15 protein-coding genes are annotated in these 14686 nt (G+C 53.5%); all 15 read left to right on the forward strand.

Going from position 1 to position 14686, the window contains the following annotated elements; all coding sequences use genetic code 11:
- Positions 1-13: 13 nt before the first annotated feature.
- The 15 genes from Q7U76_04950 (at position 14) to Q7U76_05020 (ending at position 14611) form a co-directional block, all read left to right on the forward strand.
- Positions 14-1015, forward strand: a complete 1002-nt coding sequence (locus Q7U76_04950; GenBank protein MDO8355719.1) for a DNA-directed RNA polymerase subunit alpha — start codon at positions 14-16, stop codon at positions 1013-1015.
- 18 nt (positions 1016-1033) lie between these two features.
- Positions 1034-1456, forward strand: coding sequence for a 50S ribosomal protein L17 (rplQ, locus tag Q7U76_04955; protein ID MDO8355720.1), 423 nt, complete (start codon positions 1034-1036; stop codon positions 1454-1456).
- Between the two features lie 191 nt (positions 1457-1647).
- On the forward strand, positions 1648-2220 hold the full coding sequence (gene lptC / locus Q7U76_04960; GenBank protein MDO8355721.1) for an LPS export ABC transporter periplasmic protein LptC: 573 nt from the start codon (positions 1648-1650) through the stop codon (positions 2218-2220).
- Positions 2195-2776: an LptA/OstA family protein gene (locus tag Q7U76_04965; protein MDO8355722.1), complete on the forward strand. Its 582-nt coding sequence runs from the start codon at positions 2195-2197 to the stop codon at positions 2774-2776. Before lptC ends, Q7U76_04965 begins: the two co-directional genes overlap by 26 nt.
- A 59-nt stretch (positions 2777-2835) precedes the next feature.
- On the forward strand, positions 2836-3555 hold the full coding sequence (lptB, locus tag Q7U76_04970) for an LPS export ABC transporter ATP-binding protein (protein ID MDO8355723.1): 720 nt from the start codon (positions 2836-2838) through the stop codon (positions 3553-3555).
- 19 nt (positions 3556-3574) lie between these two features.
- The gene (rpoN, locus tag Q7U76_04975) at positions 3575-5086 is read left to right on the forward strand and encodes an RNA polymerase factor sigma-54 (protein ID MDO8355724.1); all 1512 of its coding nucleotides are present in this window, start codon (positions 3575-3577) and stop codon (positions 5084-5086) included.
- A gap of 136 nt (positions 5087-5222) precedes the next feature.
- Positions 5223-5741 (forward strand): ribosome-associated translation inhibitor RaiA, encoded by a 519-nt coding sequence (gene raiA / locus Q7U76_04980; GenBank protein ID MDO8355725.1) that lies wholly within the window; start codon positions 5223-5225, stop codon positions 5739-5741.
- Positions 5742-5754: 13 nt separating this feature from the next.
- Positions 5755-6621 carry an RNase adapter RapZ gene (gene rapZ, locus Q7U76_04985; GenBank protein MDO8355726.1) on the forward strand — a complete coding sequence of 289 codons (867 nt, stop codon included), beginning with the start codon at positions 5755-5757 and terminating at the stop codon, positions 6619-6621.
- Positions 6622-6977: 356 nt separating this feature from the next.
- Entirely contained in the window at positions 6978-8096 is a 1119-nt protein-coding gene (gene pilM, locus Q7U76_04990; GenBank protein ID MDO8355727.1) for a type IV pilus assembly protein PilM, read from the forward strand.
- Positions 8093-8644: a PilN domain-containing protein gene (locus tag Q7U76_04995; protein MDO8355728.1), complete on the forward strand. Its 552-nt coding sequence runs from the start codon at positions 8093-8095 to the stop codon at positions 8642-8644. Before pilM ends, Q7U76_04995 begins: the two co-directional genes overlap by 4 nt.
- A gap of 5 nt (positions 8645-8649) precedes the next feature.
- Positions 8650-9276: a type 4a pilus biogenesis protein PilO gene (gene pilO / locus Q7U76_05000; GenBank protein MDO8355729.1), complete on the forward strand. Its 627-nt coding sequence runs from the start codon at positions 8650-8652 to the stop codon at positions 9274-9276.
- 282 nt (positions 9277-9558) lie between these two features.
- Complete coding sequence (locus Q7U76_05005; GenBank protein ID MDO8355730.1) at positions 9559-9939, forward strand: pilus assembly protein PilP; 381 nt, start codon at positions 9559-9561, stop codon at positions 9937-9939.
- Positions 9936-11879 (forward strand): type IV pilus secretin PilQ, encoded by a 1944-nt coding sequence (pilQ, locus tag Q7U76_05010; GenBank protein ID MDO8355731.1) that lies wholly within the window; start codon positions 9936-9938, stop codon positions 11877-11879. The genes Q7U76_05005 and pilQ overlap by 4 nt, the downstream gene beginning before the upstream one ends.
- Before the next feature lie 289 nt (positions 11880-12168).
- A complete protein-coding gene (aroB, locus tag Q7U76_05015; protein ID MDO8355732.1) occupies positions 12169-13338 on the forward strand; it encodes a 3-dehydroquinate synthase in 1170 nt (389 codons plus the stop codon).
- Positions 13339-13345: 7 nt separating this feature from the next.
- Positions 13346-14611: a GAF and ANTAR domain-containing protein gene (locus Q7U76_05020; protein MDO8355733.1), complete on the forward strand. Its 1266-nt coding sequence runs from the start codon at positions 13346-13348 to the stop codon at positions 14609-14611.
- Positions 14612-14686 lie beyond the last annotated feature (75 nt).

Genomic DNA, 14686 nt, shown 5'->3' on the forward strand with positions numbered 1-14686 from the left:
TGAAGGGGGAGTCATGATTAAAGCGATGAAGGACTTTCAGATCCCGATGCGGGTGGAAGTCGACAAGGATACACAGACCCAAACGTTCGGCAGGTTTACGACTGAAGCCTATGAGCGTGGGTTTGGCACGACGGTTGGTAATGCCTTGCGACGTGTGCTGTTATCGTCGCTGACCGGCGCGGCGGTAACCACTGTGAAGATCGAAGGGGTTTTGCACGAGTTCTCCACGATCCCTGGTATTACAGAGGATGTGACCTCTATTATTCTAAACGTCAAAGGGTTGCGACTTGCGGTTCATACCGATAAGCCTAAGACATTGCGTCTCAAGAAGAAGGGCCCAGGAGAAGCCAAGGGGTCCGACATTATTCATGATGCAGACGTGACCATCTTGACTCCGAACCTGCATATTGCGACCCTGGACAAAGACGCTGTGTTCGATATGGAGATGACGGTCAAGCATGGCCGAGGCTACGTGCCAGCTGAGCGAAACAAGGAAGAGGGATTGCCCATTGGTGTAATCGCCATTGACTCCGTATTTTCTCCCATCAAACGCGTGAACTTTCATGTGGAAAATGCTCGTGTCGGTCGCATGACCGATTATGATAAGCTCACCCTGGAAATCTGGACGGATGGAACGATCTCTCCTCGTGATGCGTTGTCCACGGCGGCTGGCATCATGCGCGATCACGTCGATATCTTTATCAATCCCGATGAGCGAGTCGAAGGGCGCGCTGATTTAGGGAGCGATGAAGCTCAACGCGAAGTGAACAAGCATCTCTTCCGCAGTGTGAACGAGCTGGAGTTGTCGGTTCGTGCCGCGAATTGCTTGAAGAACGCGAACATCAAGACCATCGCCGATTTGGTCCAGAAGAGCGAAGGGGAGATGTTGCGCACGAAGAACTTCGGCAAGAAGTCACTCAATGAAATTAAGGAAATCTTGACGGAAATGGGCTTGGGGCTCGGCGTCAAGCTGGATGCGGTGCAGCCCATTAGCGGTAATCCGAAGAGCGAGTAACGAAACAAGAGGCAACCCGTGCGTCATAGAAAAAATGGCAGACAGCTCGGACGTAAAACGAAACATCGATGGGCCCTGTTCCGGAGTCTTGTAACGTCGCTCCTTGAACATGAACGTATCGAGACGACCGAGGCGAAGGCGAAAGAAATTCGAGGGTTCACGGACCGGATGATTACCCTCGGCAAGGAAGGGTCGTTGCCGGCTCGTCGGCAAGCGCTTGCCTTTATCCGCAGCAAGGATGTCGTGTCAAAATTGTTCAGCGATGTTGCGGTTCGGTTTAAGGACCGTACAGGCGGCTATACGAGGACGATCAAGACGAGACGGCGAATCGGCGATGCGGCTAAGATGGTTGCGATCGAACTCGTCACACGTCTAGAGGTATCGACAGTGAAGAGCGAAGTGCCTGCAGTTGCAGCTCATGCGAGTCCCACTGCCGACTAGGTCTCCAGTCAAGGAGATCTAGTCGCGCGTGCGACGTCGCCCTGTTGTTTCAACGAATCTCCTATCCCACTACCCTCATCTTCACCAAGTGAACTTATGCCGCGGTGCCGGCATGAGTTTACTTGGTTTTTCTCCCATGCTACTATCGTGCCAGTCTAATCTTCGTTAGTTGAGAAGGAAGCACATAAAAAGTGTGGCAACGTGTAATACGGCGCGGTTTGTTAGCGCTGAGTGGGGTGCTGGCCTGTTTCCTGGTCTATCTGCTCATAACGCATTCGACCGCAGTATCCACTCCGACGGCAACGGTGCCTGGCTCCATGGACGCTGCGGATGCAACGATCTCCAACTTTACCTTTACCCAAACAAAGGGCGATGCGGTGCAGTGGCAGGTGCAGGCGCACGAGGCTCGGCTTTTTGAGCGAGACAGGCGGGCGATGCTTCAGGTTGTTGCCGTCACTCTATTTGGCCAGCAGGGGAAGGAATTGACGGTGACGGGAGATGAAGGGGTTCTGAATACGGAGACGAAGAATTTTCTCCTCTCTAACCGCTCAGAGCCACTTGTGATTCATACCGAGAGCGGGTATGTGATCTATACCAATCATCTTGCTTGGACGGATGAGACCAGAGAAATACGTACGCAGGACGCGGTTCGTATCGTGGGGCACGGCTTAGAGGTAACTGGACGAGGGTTGATTGGACATTTGGACAGAGAAGAGTTTGACGTACTTGAGGACGTACATGTGGATTTGGCTCCTGCTTCTTAATTTGTGCCTGTTTGGATTCGCCTCATTGCGAGGATCGGCTGATGCGGCCCTGCCTCAAGGCGGCGCCGAGCAAGCGGTCAGTACGACCATTACGGCCAAGAAAATGACCGTGAAAAATCAGGATAGCCAAGCGGTCTTTGAGGGATCGGTTGTGCTGACTCGTGGGTCGCTGGTTGTCTATTCCGATCGTATGGTGGTGATGTTTCGCGCGCAGGAGGCTCCCGCGAGTGATGACCGGAAGGGGCGTGAGGCGGTGAAGGGCGCTGTGCCTTCAAAAGGGCCTGATGCTGTACCGGCGGTGTCGAATCGTTCGGTCAATCAGATTGAGGCGACCGGACGGGTGAAAATCGAGAAGGATTCAGGGAGTGCGACCTGTGAGAAAGCCATCTACTATCATGATGGAGATAAGATCGTGTTGACCGGCAACCCGGTGGCTTGGGATAAGGGGACGCGAGTCAGTGGTAAGCAAATCACGATGTTTTTAGCGGAAGATCGGAGTGTGGTGGAGGGCGGGTCGCATGTGCGGATCGAGCCGGATGAGGGGGGCGCCAAGTGATGGGGTTGGCTCAGGGGAATGCGGCATCAGCCGGCTCATCGGTGAGTGGCATGAACATTATGGGTTTGCGCGCAGCAGGGCTGGTGAAAAGCTTTCGGGCCCGCAAAGTCGTGAAAGGTGTCTCGATTGAAGTGCTTGCAGGGGAAGTTGTGGGGTTACTTGGTCCTAACGGAGCCGGCAAGACGACCATTTTCGATATGATTGTGGGTTTGGGGCAGCCAGATGAAGGAACGATTTCACTTGGCGATGAGGTGATCACCGACCTGCCCATGTACAGACGTGCCAGAAAGGGAATCGGGTACCTTCCTCAAGAGTCCTCGGTGTTCCGGCGCTTGTCGGTTGAGGATAATATTCTGGCAATTCTTGAGATGCTGGACTACTCTCGGGCAGAGCGTCGTGAACGGGTCGATGCCCTACTGAAAGAATTGGACCTGAGCCATATCAGAACCAGCATGGCCTATGCCTTGTCCGGTGGAGAACGGCGACGGTTAGAAATTACCAGGGCGCTTGCGACGAACCCGTTATTTATGCTGCTGGACGAGCCCTTTGCAGGGATCGACCCGATTGCCGTGGCAGACATCCAACAGATTATTACCCGCTTGAAAGAAAAAGGCATCGGTATTTTGATTACCGACCATAATGTCCAAGAGACGCTGTCTATTACTGATCGGGCCTACATCATCAACGAGGGGCTGATCCTCGAAGCCGGGTCTCCAGAGTCTATTGTGAAAAGTGAGAGGGCGCGGGCCATCTATTTAGGTGATCGGTTCAAGTTGTAACGCGTGAGAGTGTGTTTCTATGAAGCTTAGGCTCGATCTCAGGCTTAGTCAAAAGCTCATCATGACCCCGCAGTTGCAGCAAGCCATTAAACTGCTGCAACTGTCTCGTCTTGAGCTCCAGCAGAGCTTGACCCAGCATTTGATGGAAAATCCTCTTCTGGAGGAGCTCCCAACCGAGGCGGATGACAGCGAGGCTGGAAGCGCTGAGGAAAAGACGGAAGATGCGGCGGTGGCAGCAAATAGCGAATCGCCGGATGCGGAGCAGTCGACCGTAGAGGAGCGCGATACGCCGGATGAGGCCTCGGCAGCGGGGTGGGAAGAATACTTTGGCAGCGATCGTAGGATCGGAGGGTCTGAGTCCCGGTCGCCCTCTCAGGATGAGTTCCCATCCTATGAGCAAACCATGGCGAAAGCGACTTCCTTGGAGGACCATCTCCTGTGGCAGCTTTCGTTTTCAGGGTTGTCGGATCGTGACAAGGCGATCGGACGGTTGATCATCGGGAATCTTGACGATGATGGCTACTTGCGTATGTCGCTGGACGAAATGGTCAGCGGGACCGACTTCACTCCGGTCGAAGCTGAATCAGTCCTGAAAGATATTCAGAGTTTCGATCCGACTGGTGTGGCAGCCAGAGATCTGTCGGAATGTCTACTCTTGCAAATTGGACATTTAGGAAAGAGTCCCATGGGATCGTTGGGGGCTCGGCCTGGCGCACTGAAGGGGTCGATTGTTGAAGCTATTGTCCAGCACCATCTCAAAGACCTGGAGAAAAGGCAGTATGCGAGGATCGCAAAGGCGTTAGACGTCACGGTGGAAGAGGTCTTTCAGGCGACGAAGGTAATCGAAGTACTTGAGCCGAAGCCGGGGCGACCGTTTATCAATACCCAAAATTATGTGATTGTCCCGGATGTATTCGTCGTCAAAAATGAAGGGGAGTGGGTGGTGGTCCTCAATGATGATGGATTGCCGCGCATGCGGATCAGTCCCTACTATAAGCAATTGATGGGGGCGGGAGAGAGCGGATCGGCGGAGACGAAGGCCTATCTGGATGAGAAGCTGCGAGCGGCACAATGGGTCATTCGGAGTATCGAACAGCGGAATAAGACGATTGTGAAGGTCGTGTCGAGTATCGTAAAGTTTCAGGAGCAATTCTTTGAAAAAGGCGTGCAGTATCTTAAGCCGCTGGTACTGAAGCAGGTGGCTGAGGATATTGGGATGCACGAATCGACGATCAGCCGTGTGACGGCGAACAAATATATGTATTGTCCTCAGGGCATGCTGGAGCTGAAGTTTTTCTTCAATGCGGGCCTGCAGCGAGCGGATCAGCCGTCCGATATGATGTCGTCCGTCACGGTGAGAGAGATGATCAGGGTCATGGTGGCGGAGGAAGATCCTGGTCACCCCCTCAAAGATGAAGAGATTGCGGCCCAGCTGCTTACGAAGCAAGTGGTGATCGCACGACGGACGGTGGCGAAGTACCGGGCGGAAGAACATATTCCCTCGGCAACCCAGCGTAAGCGGTTTTTTTAAGCCTATTGTGTTCAGCCTCAAGCGCGTTCCCACCGCGTATCTGTTATTCCCTCTGATGTGATGGCGGTTTGCGTTCGTCCATATCTTTGAGTGTCAGCGCTGGCCGAGGCCAGTGAGTATGAAAGGATACATGCCGATGAAAATTACAGGTCGACATCTCGTGGTGACGGCAGCTCTCAGGGCGCATGTAGAAAGCCGGTTTGAGCGGCTGGTGCGATATGACCTGAAGCTGAGCCATCTGGAAGTGATTCTGAGTGTGAGCAAGCTTCAGCATGCAGCGGAGGTGGTCTGTACCGTGCAGGGGCGGCGGATTCAGGCAAAAGCTTCGACGTCAGAAATGTATGCAACGATCGATCAGTTGGTGGATCGACTGGATGTGCAGCTTCGAAAGCTCAAGGAACGTCAGGTCGATCATAAGGCACCGATCAAGAAGTCGGCGCGGAAGATTCTACGGCTGGCTCTGCCTAAGGAAGAGCCGGGGCCTGAAATTGAGGTGGTTCGTCCGGCTCGGATTGTGATCACCTTGAAAGAGGCGACGCATCGGCTGGATTCTCTGCCTGGTTCGTTGCTGGTGTTCACCGAACGATCCTCAGGGAAATTACAGATTCTTCAGCGTGTCGATCGCGATCAAGTCGTTCTCATCGATCTTTCGTAAAGGGTAGGTCTGTATGGCCGGACTCAAGTTGGTGGTGGTCAGCGGTCTTTCTGGATCAGGGAAGTCGCACGCCCTCAAGTGTTTCGAAGATGTCGGGTACTTTTGCGTCGACAATTTACCGCCGGCGCTTCTGCCGACGTTTGTCGAGTTGTGCCATCAGCAGGGGGGGGAGATTAAGAACGTCGCGCTCGGCATCGATGTCAGGGAACGCGTGTTTTTCTCTGATCTTGTCGGTATCCTTGAGCGGGTCAAGGTGCTTGGCCATTCGGTTGAGCTCATGTTTTTTGAGGCGCGCGAAGAAGTGCTGGTTCGGCGCTTTTCGGAGTCTCGGCGGCCCCATCCACTCCTGCCGCATCTTCCGGTGTTGGAAGGTGTCCGTTTTGAGAAAGAACGACTCGCGGAGCTGCGACGCCATGCCGACCGTATTATTGATACCTCCGATTTGACGGTGCATGAATTGCGAGAATTACTGGCCCGGCGGTTCGGACAGGAAGGGACGCCGCGCCGGCTGACGATTTCACTGGTGACGTTCGGCTTCAAGTTCGGTGTGCCCTACGACATTGATCTTTTGTTCGATGTCCGGTTCTTGCGGAATCCGTTTTTTGTCCCTGACCTCAAGCCATTGACCGGGGAAGATCCTCGAGTGCGGAACTATGTGCTGACCGATCCGGACGCTGTCGCATTCATCGGGCAGCTTGAAGGCCTCTTTAAGTTTCTGATCCCCCTCTTCGAGCGAGAACGTCGCAGCTATGTGAACGTTGGGATTGGCTGCACTGGCGGACGTCATCGGTCTGTGGCTATTGCCGGGCGGCTCCAGGAAAGCTTTGCCGCATTTGGATATCAAGTGACCATTGCCCACCGCGATCTCAATAAGCAGTAACCCTCGCCAACATTGTTGGGTCTCACTTCCAAGCTTCCACGGGTGCTTTTTCTGTTCTTGTGTATCTAAAAGTCATTTGCTTGACAGGTAGAGCATATGGACTATACTTAGCCTGTGCCTGAAGAGAATCACCAGTAGGCAAGCCCGGATCGAACGTCAGGTGAAGAGGTCGTTGCTGTTCAGTTCTCCCAGTGAAGTCGCGTTAACGTGCAAATGTCATATGTTTGACAATACCTATTGCGAGAGGGTCACGGCATGCAATGTCTGGAGCCATGCTCGAATATGAATGATGGTCGATACGATCCCCACACGATTATGTGCTCTTCAGGGGTAGCCCTATACATTCAGAGGCATCAATGTTGAGTTCATTTACTTCGTTCAAGGGTCTTGCGGAAACCGATCTGTTCACGATGTTCACCCCCAAGCGGCAGCTTGTGGGGCTGGATATTGGATCGAGCGGTATCAAGCTCGTTCAATTGAAGGAAAGCCGCGGGCGCTTCATTCTCCAGAAGTTTGGGTTTAAAGCGCTCGAACCGGAAGTGATTGTCGATGGTACGGTGATGGACGAGGGGCGGGTGGTATCGGCGATCAAGGAATTGTTTGAGGAAACGAATGTCAAGGTAAAGCAGGTCGCGGTGTCGATTTCCGGCCATGCCGTAATTATTAAAAAGATTAGTCTGCCGCCAATGCCCGATGAGGAGCTGGAGGGACAGGTGAGACTGGCTGCAGAACAATATATTCCTTTCGATATCAATGAGGTGAACATCGATTTCAGTGTGTTGCTCTCTCCTGAGGCTTCGGGCGATGCACAGGGAGATATGTCGATCATTCTTGTTGCGGCCAAGAAGGATAAGATCAATGAGCTGACCGAACTTGTCAAAGGGGCCGGGTTGTTTCCGCTCGTCATGGATGTGGATGCTTTTGCGATTGAAAACATGCACGGGGTCAACTATCCCGTTTCGCAGGAGGATACGACGGCGCTCGTGAATATTGGCGCGAGTGTCATGAATATCAACATTGTTCGAGGCGGTACGTCGTTGTTTACACGTGATATTCCCATCGGAGGGAATCGCTATACGGAAGCGATTCAACGAGAAATGGGTATGTCCTACGAAGAGGCAGAAGAAACAAAAAAAGGCGAGCGCTCGGCTGGGAGCAATCAGGCTGCAGTGACCACGGTTATCGACAGTGTGAATGCTGAGGTTGCATCTGAGATCGCCCGAACCATCGACTATTTCAAGTCCACCTTGGCAGATGCGGATGTTCAGCATGTCCTCTTGTGTGGAGGGGGCGCTCAGGTCAAGGGCTTGGTCGTACAACTGAAAGATCGCATGCAGGCCGATGTCGAGGTCGCCAATCCGTTTAGTGAAATCGATACATCGGGGAGTGATTTTGATCAGGACGCGTTAGCCGCGCTAGCTCCCTTGGCTGCCGTAGGGGTTGGCTTAGCCCTTAGATCGGTAGGCGATCGATGATTCGTATTAACTTATTGCCGGAGCCGAAGGGGCGCAAGGCCAAACCGCAGTATGATGTCAGAGCGCAGGCGTTGTTGGGTGTGGGGTTGGTGCTGATTACGTTGACCGGCTGTTGGTGGTATTCGGCGTCGCTTGACGAAGAAATAAGCGAGCAGCAGACCAAAAAGATGGAGATGGAGAAGCAGGTTGCGCAGTTGAAAGAACAAGTCAAGCAGGTTTCCGACTTTGAAAGCCGGAAGAAGGTGTTGGAAGACAAAAACCGTATTATTGACGAGCTTGAGAAGTCACGAGTTGGCCCTGTCAGGGTGCTCGACCATGTCAGTCAGAGCTTGGAGCCGCTCAAGGTATGGCTGGTAAGAGTCGCGGTCACGGGGAAAGAGATCGATCTTGAAGGACGAGCGGCGACCAATGACGATGTGGTGGAATTCGTCAATAATCTGCGCCGCACCGACTACTTTACGAATATCAACCTTCAGGAGAGCCGAGCTGCGGTGGAGAGCCAACTCAACATCTATCAGTTCAAACTGGGGTTCCGTCTCAAAGGCTAAAATCTATGAACCTGCCGTCTATTAATCTTGATGTATTGCGGTCAATCCCACTGATTCAGAAGGCAGGGCTGCTTCTGATGGTTCTTGCGGGGATTATCGTTGGCTTCTACTACTATGTGGCGGAGCCAAAGTCGACCGAAATTGCAGGGCTTCAAGGCGCGATTGGCACCCTTGATGGTGAGATTCGAACGTTGACGATTAAGGTTAAGCATCTTGACGAACTCATTGCCGCGAGTAAGCAACTTGAGATTGAGCTTGCAAAGAAGAAGGAGCGACTGCCACCTGAAGACGAGGCGGTGATGTTGCTGAAGCAGGTATCCGATTTAGGCGTCCGGCTTGGTCTCGATATCAAATTGTGGAAGCCAAGTCCCAGGACGGAAGATGCCTCGAAACTCTTTGTGCGAATGCCGGTGAACGTAGAGGTTTCAGGCGGCTACCATACGGCCGCCTTATTTTTCGATCGTATCAATGCGCTACCTCGGATTGTGACCGTATCCGGACTCAAGATGGGCGCCCCTAAGTTTGAGAAGGGGCGGGTTGTCACACAGACCGTATTTGACCTAGTCGCCTATGCGGCAACTCCTGAATCCAAACCGGTTATAGCGGTTCAGCCGGTTCCTCCGAAGAAATAGGTGACAGAGCTTTTGATGTGTATGAGGCAATGCGTGATGAATGCTATCTGTGAACACTGGCGGTCGACTATGAAGACAGCACCACTCACTCTCATTGGATGGGTCTGTCTGCTTATCTCAGTTGGACTGGTGTTTGCGGATACAGGTCTGAGCTCTCATGCCAGACAAATTAGCCCGATGCGTCAGGATGCCTTGAAAGTTCCCTCTCTCAATGACGTATCGAGACACGCGCCGTTTCCATCCGTGGCTGCGGCAGCCACTGAGGAGAATGCTCAACCCGGCATGCCCAATTCAGTGCTGGAGCCAGCAGGGGCACATTCGTATGATCCTTCAGGGCGGCGAGATCCGTTCGCTCCAGTTCTGCAACAGTTAGGGCTTGGACCGATTGATCCGACCTTGCCTCCTCTTCAACGAGTAGGGCTCACTGAGATGAACCTGATCGCTGTAGTGTGGGGGGCCTATGGCTATACCGCTATGGTGCAGACGCCAGATGGGAATGGATATACGGTGCGTCGCGGAACGCGTATCGGTCCCAATAATGGCGTAGTCAGTGCAGTGACGGAGAAAGGCATTGTGGTGCAAGAAAGGTTTACAGATGTGTATGGGAGCAAACAGGAGCGGGAGTACGTCAAGCTCCTTCACCCGAAAGAGGGCGCAGAATGATACCTAAGCTGACCGTGACCACTACATCATTTGTCCGTGTGCTCTCAGCCGTGGGAGCGCTCAGTATTCCGATGGCTGTGCCATCGATGGGGGCATCAACCGATTGGCCCGCTGTCGATTCACATCTGCCCTCGAGTACTGAAGGCGAACTGGCGCAGACCCTGACTCGCATCGACATTCAGCGTGGGTCTCACGATATTCGTGTTGTCATCTCGGGCGACGGCAGGTTGGCACATGAGGTGACGCGTCTCGACGAGCGGCGTCTGATCATCGATATCCCACACATTGCATCAGCCATACGTCAGCCGGTCTTGTCGGTGAATCACCAGTTTTTGAAGCAAGTTCGCTTGGGTTATCATGCCGATAAAGTACGAGTGGTATTGGATCTTGCCGGTCAGGCAGACTACTCGGTTGAACCTCAAGGGGCGAATCTCATCGTTACACTCCGACATGATGCCGCTGCGGACATGCGCGCGGTTGCTGATTATTCCCGTGGTGCAGAGGCCGAAACGATCAAGCTGGAGAAATCGGCAAGACAGCCGTCTCAAGTGGGTGTGAACTCTCGTGGGGTTCAGCGTGCAATAACTGCTGTTCGGCAATCGGCACTGAAGTATTATGTGCGACCGGTTCAGATGACTTCTGAGTCCGATGGTGGAGAAAAGAGCACGCCCAAGGAAGATTTGGTCGTGGGGGAAACGCGCTACGTCGGCCGGCGCATCTCACTCGACTTCCAGCAGGCGGATATCAGTAATGTGCTGCGCCTCATTGCCGAAGTGAGCGGCTTTAATATGGTGGTTGGTGAAGGGGTCAAGAGCAAGGTCACGATGAAACTCGTGAGTGTGCCATGGGATCAGGCGCTCGATATGATTTTGAAGATGAATGGGTTAGGCAAGATCCGGCAGGGTAATATTCTCTGGATCGATTCTTTGTCGAATATTGCGAAACAGCAAAATGAGGAATCGCAGGCCAAGGATGCCAAGACGAAAGCTGAAGATCTGGTCGACAGGGTGTTTTACATTAGGAACCTCCAGGCTTCAGAAATCATGACAGCTCTTCGATCGTATTTAAGTCCACGGGGGTTGATGCAAACTAGTCAGGGAACGAATGCCTTAATCGTTCGGGATACTGAAAGTAAGATCGGGGTGATGAAGCAGTTGGTCGATGGCCTTGACCTCGAAGTGCCTCAAGTCCAAATCGAAGCCAGAATCGTGCAGGCTGATACGACCTATTCCCGTTCGCTGGGTGTTCAGTGGGGCGTGCAGAATGTGAACCAGCTTGGGGGCGGTGGGGTGGCCAATTTCAAGACAGGTAACGTCGGGTCATTTGGGAATCAAACATCTGACTTTCTGGTCAATCTTCCCGCGACAGTTGGCGGGTTGGTGGCAACTCCTGGTGTTGGGTTTACGATTGGAAGAACAGATGGCGCAAAGTTGGACATGCGGTTGTCGGCAGGTGAGTTGCTCGGTTTGAGTAAGGTCATCGCTTCGCCGAAGATCACGACCTTGGACAAGCGAGAGGCCAAGATTTCACAGGGAGAATCGATCCCGTTTCAGACGACCTCTCTCCAGGGGACTCAGACAACTTTTGTGGATGCGAATTTGGAACTGAACGTGACTCCTCAGATTACGTCTCGCGATCCGAAGGAATCGGGCAAGACCATTCAGCTAAAAGTTCGTGCAACCAGAAATGCCGTTGGCGCGCGAAGCAATCCGGCCGGTCCGAGTATCGACCGCCGGGAAGCCAATACCCTGGTCAATATCCGCGATGGCGAGACCATGGTGATCGGCGGAGTCTTTATCGACTCGCAGAACAACAGTGTGGCCGGAATTCCATATCTCTCCCGCATTCCTTTGCTGGGATGGCTTTTCAAGCAGAAAACCGAGTCTGTCGCCAAGCAGGAACTGCTCATTTTCTTAACGCCCAGCATTGTGAAGAGCTAAACGCAAATCCCTTGCCCTGCACCGGCATGATCGAATGTCGGCTGCAGGGCTTCTCCCTGGTTTGTTTCCTCATTTCCTAAGCGATCTATTTCAACCCACCGATCATTCCTGATTGCCAAAGCCGTTGGCAATCTTCTAGTTTCCATGCCATTGTGATACCATCCCTCAGAATTCAGCCCTCGCAGTTCATCATTCCTGCAGTTGAAATGTGCATTGAGTCCACGTCCGTTCATTTTAAAGGGATTGGACCGGGGGCTTGTATGTTGAGGTAGGGGAGAATGCCTAGAGCATGCCTAAGGTAGCAGAACAGATCGTACCCGTGGTCTTGGGGGAGCGGAGTTATGACATTGTGCTCCAGCCAGGGCTATTGGCCACGGTTGGTAACAGGATCAGGGGCTTTACAACTTCTCCAAAGATAGGGGTTGTGACAGATCGGCATGTCGCAAGCCATTATCTTCAAGGGACGCTCCGTTCGCTTCGCAAGGCCGGGTACGATCCCACTCCGATTATCTTATCGCCTGGAGAGCCGACTAAAACGCTTGGGACAATCAGCAAGATCCTCGATGTATTAGCCAAACACAAATTTGAACGTCAGTCTCTGCTGCTGGCACTCGGCGGTGGGGTCGTCGGTGATATCACCGGATTTGCTGCCGCGATTTATCAACGAGGAATCCCGTTCCTCCAGGTGCCGACGACGCTTGTGGCGCAAGTCGATTCCAGTGTCGGGGGTAAGACTGGCGTGGACCACCGATTGGGTAAAAATCTCATCGGGGCCTTTTACCAACCACGGGCCGTCCTGATCGATCCACTCACATTGCGTACCTTGCCTCGCCGCGAATGGGTCGCTGGCCTAGCGGAAGTCATCAAATACGGCATTATCGCCGATGAAGAGTTCTTCTCGTTTCTGGAACATGAAATCCCCGCATTGTTGAAGCTGAAAGCAGCGCCTGTTATCCGTGTCATTACACGATCGTGCGAGATCAAAGCGCAGGTAGTCGCAGCAGACGAGCGAGAATCGGATCGCCGGCGCATTCTCAATTATGGCCACACGATTGGGCATGCACTGGAGTCACTTGGTGGCTATCGTGGATTGATTCATGGTGAAGCGGTTGGGGTCGGGTTGGTGCAGGAGGCAGATCTGGCTCGTCATATGGGCTTGTGCGGGGATGAGGTGGTTGAACGGATTAGGAGTCTCGTGCAGCGGGCCGGTTTGTCCGAACAGGTGAGAGAGACCTCCTTCAAGTCCATCTGGAGCGCCATGCAACATGACAAGAAAGTGATTGGAGGGCAAGTCATCGGGGTATGGCCGATGCGGATTGGCGAGGTGGTCATTCGTCCGATTGAGCAGCAGGTCTGCGCCGAGTGGTTTCACGCGAAGCATGGTCGTGGGAGCCGACTAACGAGTGGTCGCCAGTCAGGCAAGGGCTCCGCTCGCCGAAAATCTTCAACGCGAAGGTAGATCCATCATGACGACCGCACGCACTCCATCCGTGGCCCAGCTCCAACAGTCGTTGCGGGAAAAGACACGCGAAGTCGATGTGCTCCACCGTATTTCCGACTCGATCAGCAACCAACTAGACCTCGAAGCAGTTCTCAAGCATATCGTCGAAGTGGTCGTCGAAGTCACCAAGGCCGACGCCTGCCTCCTGTATCTCCTGTCAGATGGCCAGGATGAGCTCATTCTGAGAGCCTCGAAAAACCCTCACCCGAAATTGATTGGGCGGATTACGATCGGGTTGGGAGAGGGTATCACCGGGTGGGTCGCCCAGGAACGAACGCGCGTCGTGATTCCGAGCAACGCAAGCGACGACTCGCGGTTTAAATTTTTCCACAACCTTCCGGAAGACCGCCATCAAGCCTTCGTCTCCGTGCCGATCATGGCGAAGAAGGAAGTGGTCGGTGTGATCAATGTCCAACATAAGCGGCCGAAACGCTATCGGCCTGATGAGATCGCGCTGCTCTCGACCATCGCGAATCAGGTCGGCGGCGCTATCGAGAACGCGCGACTCTACGATCAGATGAAACGCAAAGCCCTTCAAGTGGAAACCTTGTCGCTGGTCTCCGAAACGGTGGCTTCCAATCGATTGATCGAAGACGTGTTGCAGCTCCTGGTGACCATGACCGCCCAAATGATGAGTTCCAAGATCTGCTCGATCATGTTATTGGACGAAACCAGCGGAGAGCTGCGGATCGAGGCGACACAAAGCCTCAGCGAGCAATATCGCCGCAAGCCGAACCTCAAGGTCGGCCAGAGCATCAGCGGTCGTGCGGTGAAAGACCGTCGGCCGATTATCGTGGCTGATGTCACCAAAGAGCAGGACTATATGTACCCGGACATGGCCAAGAAAGAAGGGTTATGCTCCATGGTCTCGGTGCCCATGATGGTGCGGGAGAAGGCGGTGGGTGTGATCAATAGCTATACGTCTGTCCCGCACGTGTTTACCAGTGAAGAGGTGAAGCTGCTCCAGGCTATCGCCAATCAAGCCGCCATCGCCATCGAGCATACGACCCTGATTGAGAAGTCTTTTGAGATGCAGGAAGCGCTGGCGGTTCGAAAGCTGATGGAGCGGGCTAAGGGCTACCTGATGCGCTCGAAGAAGCTGACCGAAGAAGAGGCTTTCAAACTCATTCAGCGGCAAAGTATGGATCTGCGGAAGTCGATGCGCGAGATCGCCGAGGCCGTGTTGCTGGCTGGGGAAATCGACGGACGGGTGGATAGGCAGCGGGGCTAACAGGATGTTGAAACGTCTGTCTTTCTCACCCGCCTAATCCGGGCACGCTAATCCCGCAGTGTTGCCCTCGCATGT

The sequence above is a fragment of the Nitrospirota bacterium genome (assembly GCA_030645475.1).
Lineage (GTDB): Bacteria > Nitrospirota > Nitrospiria > Nitrospirales > Nitrospiraceae > Palsa-1315.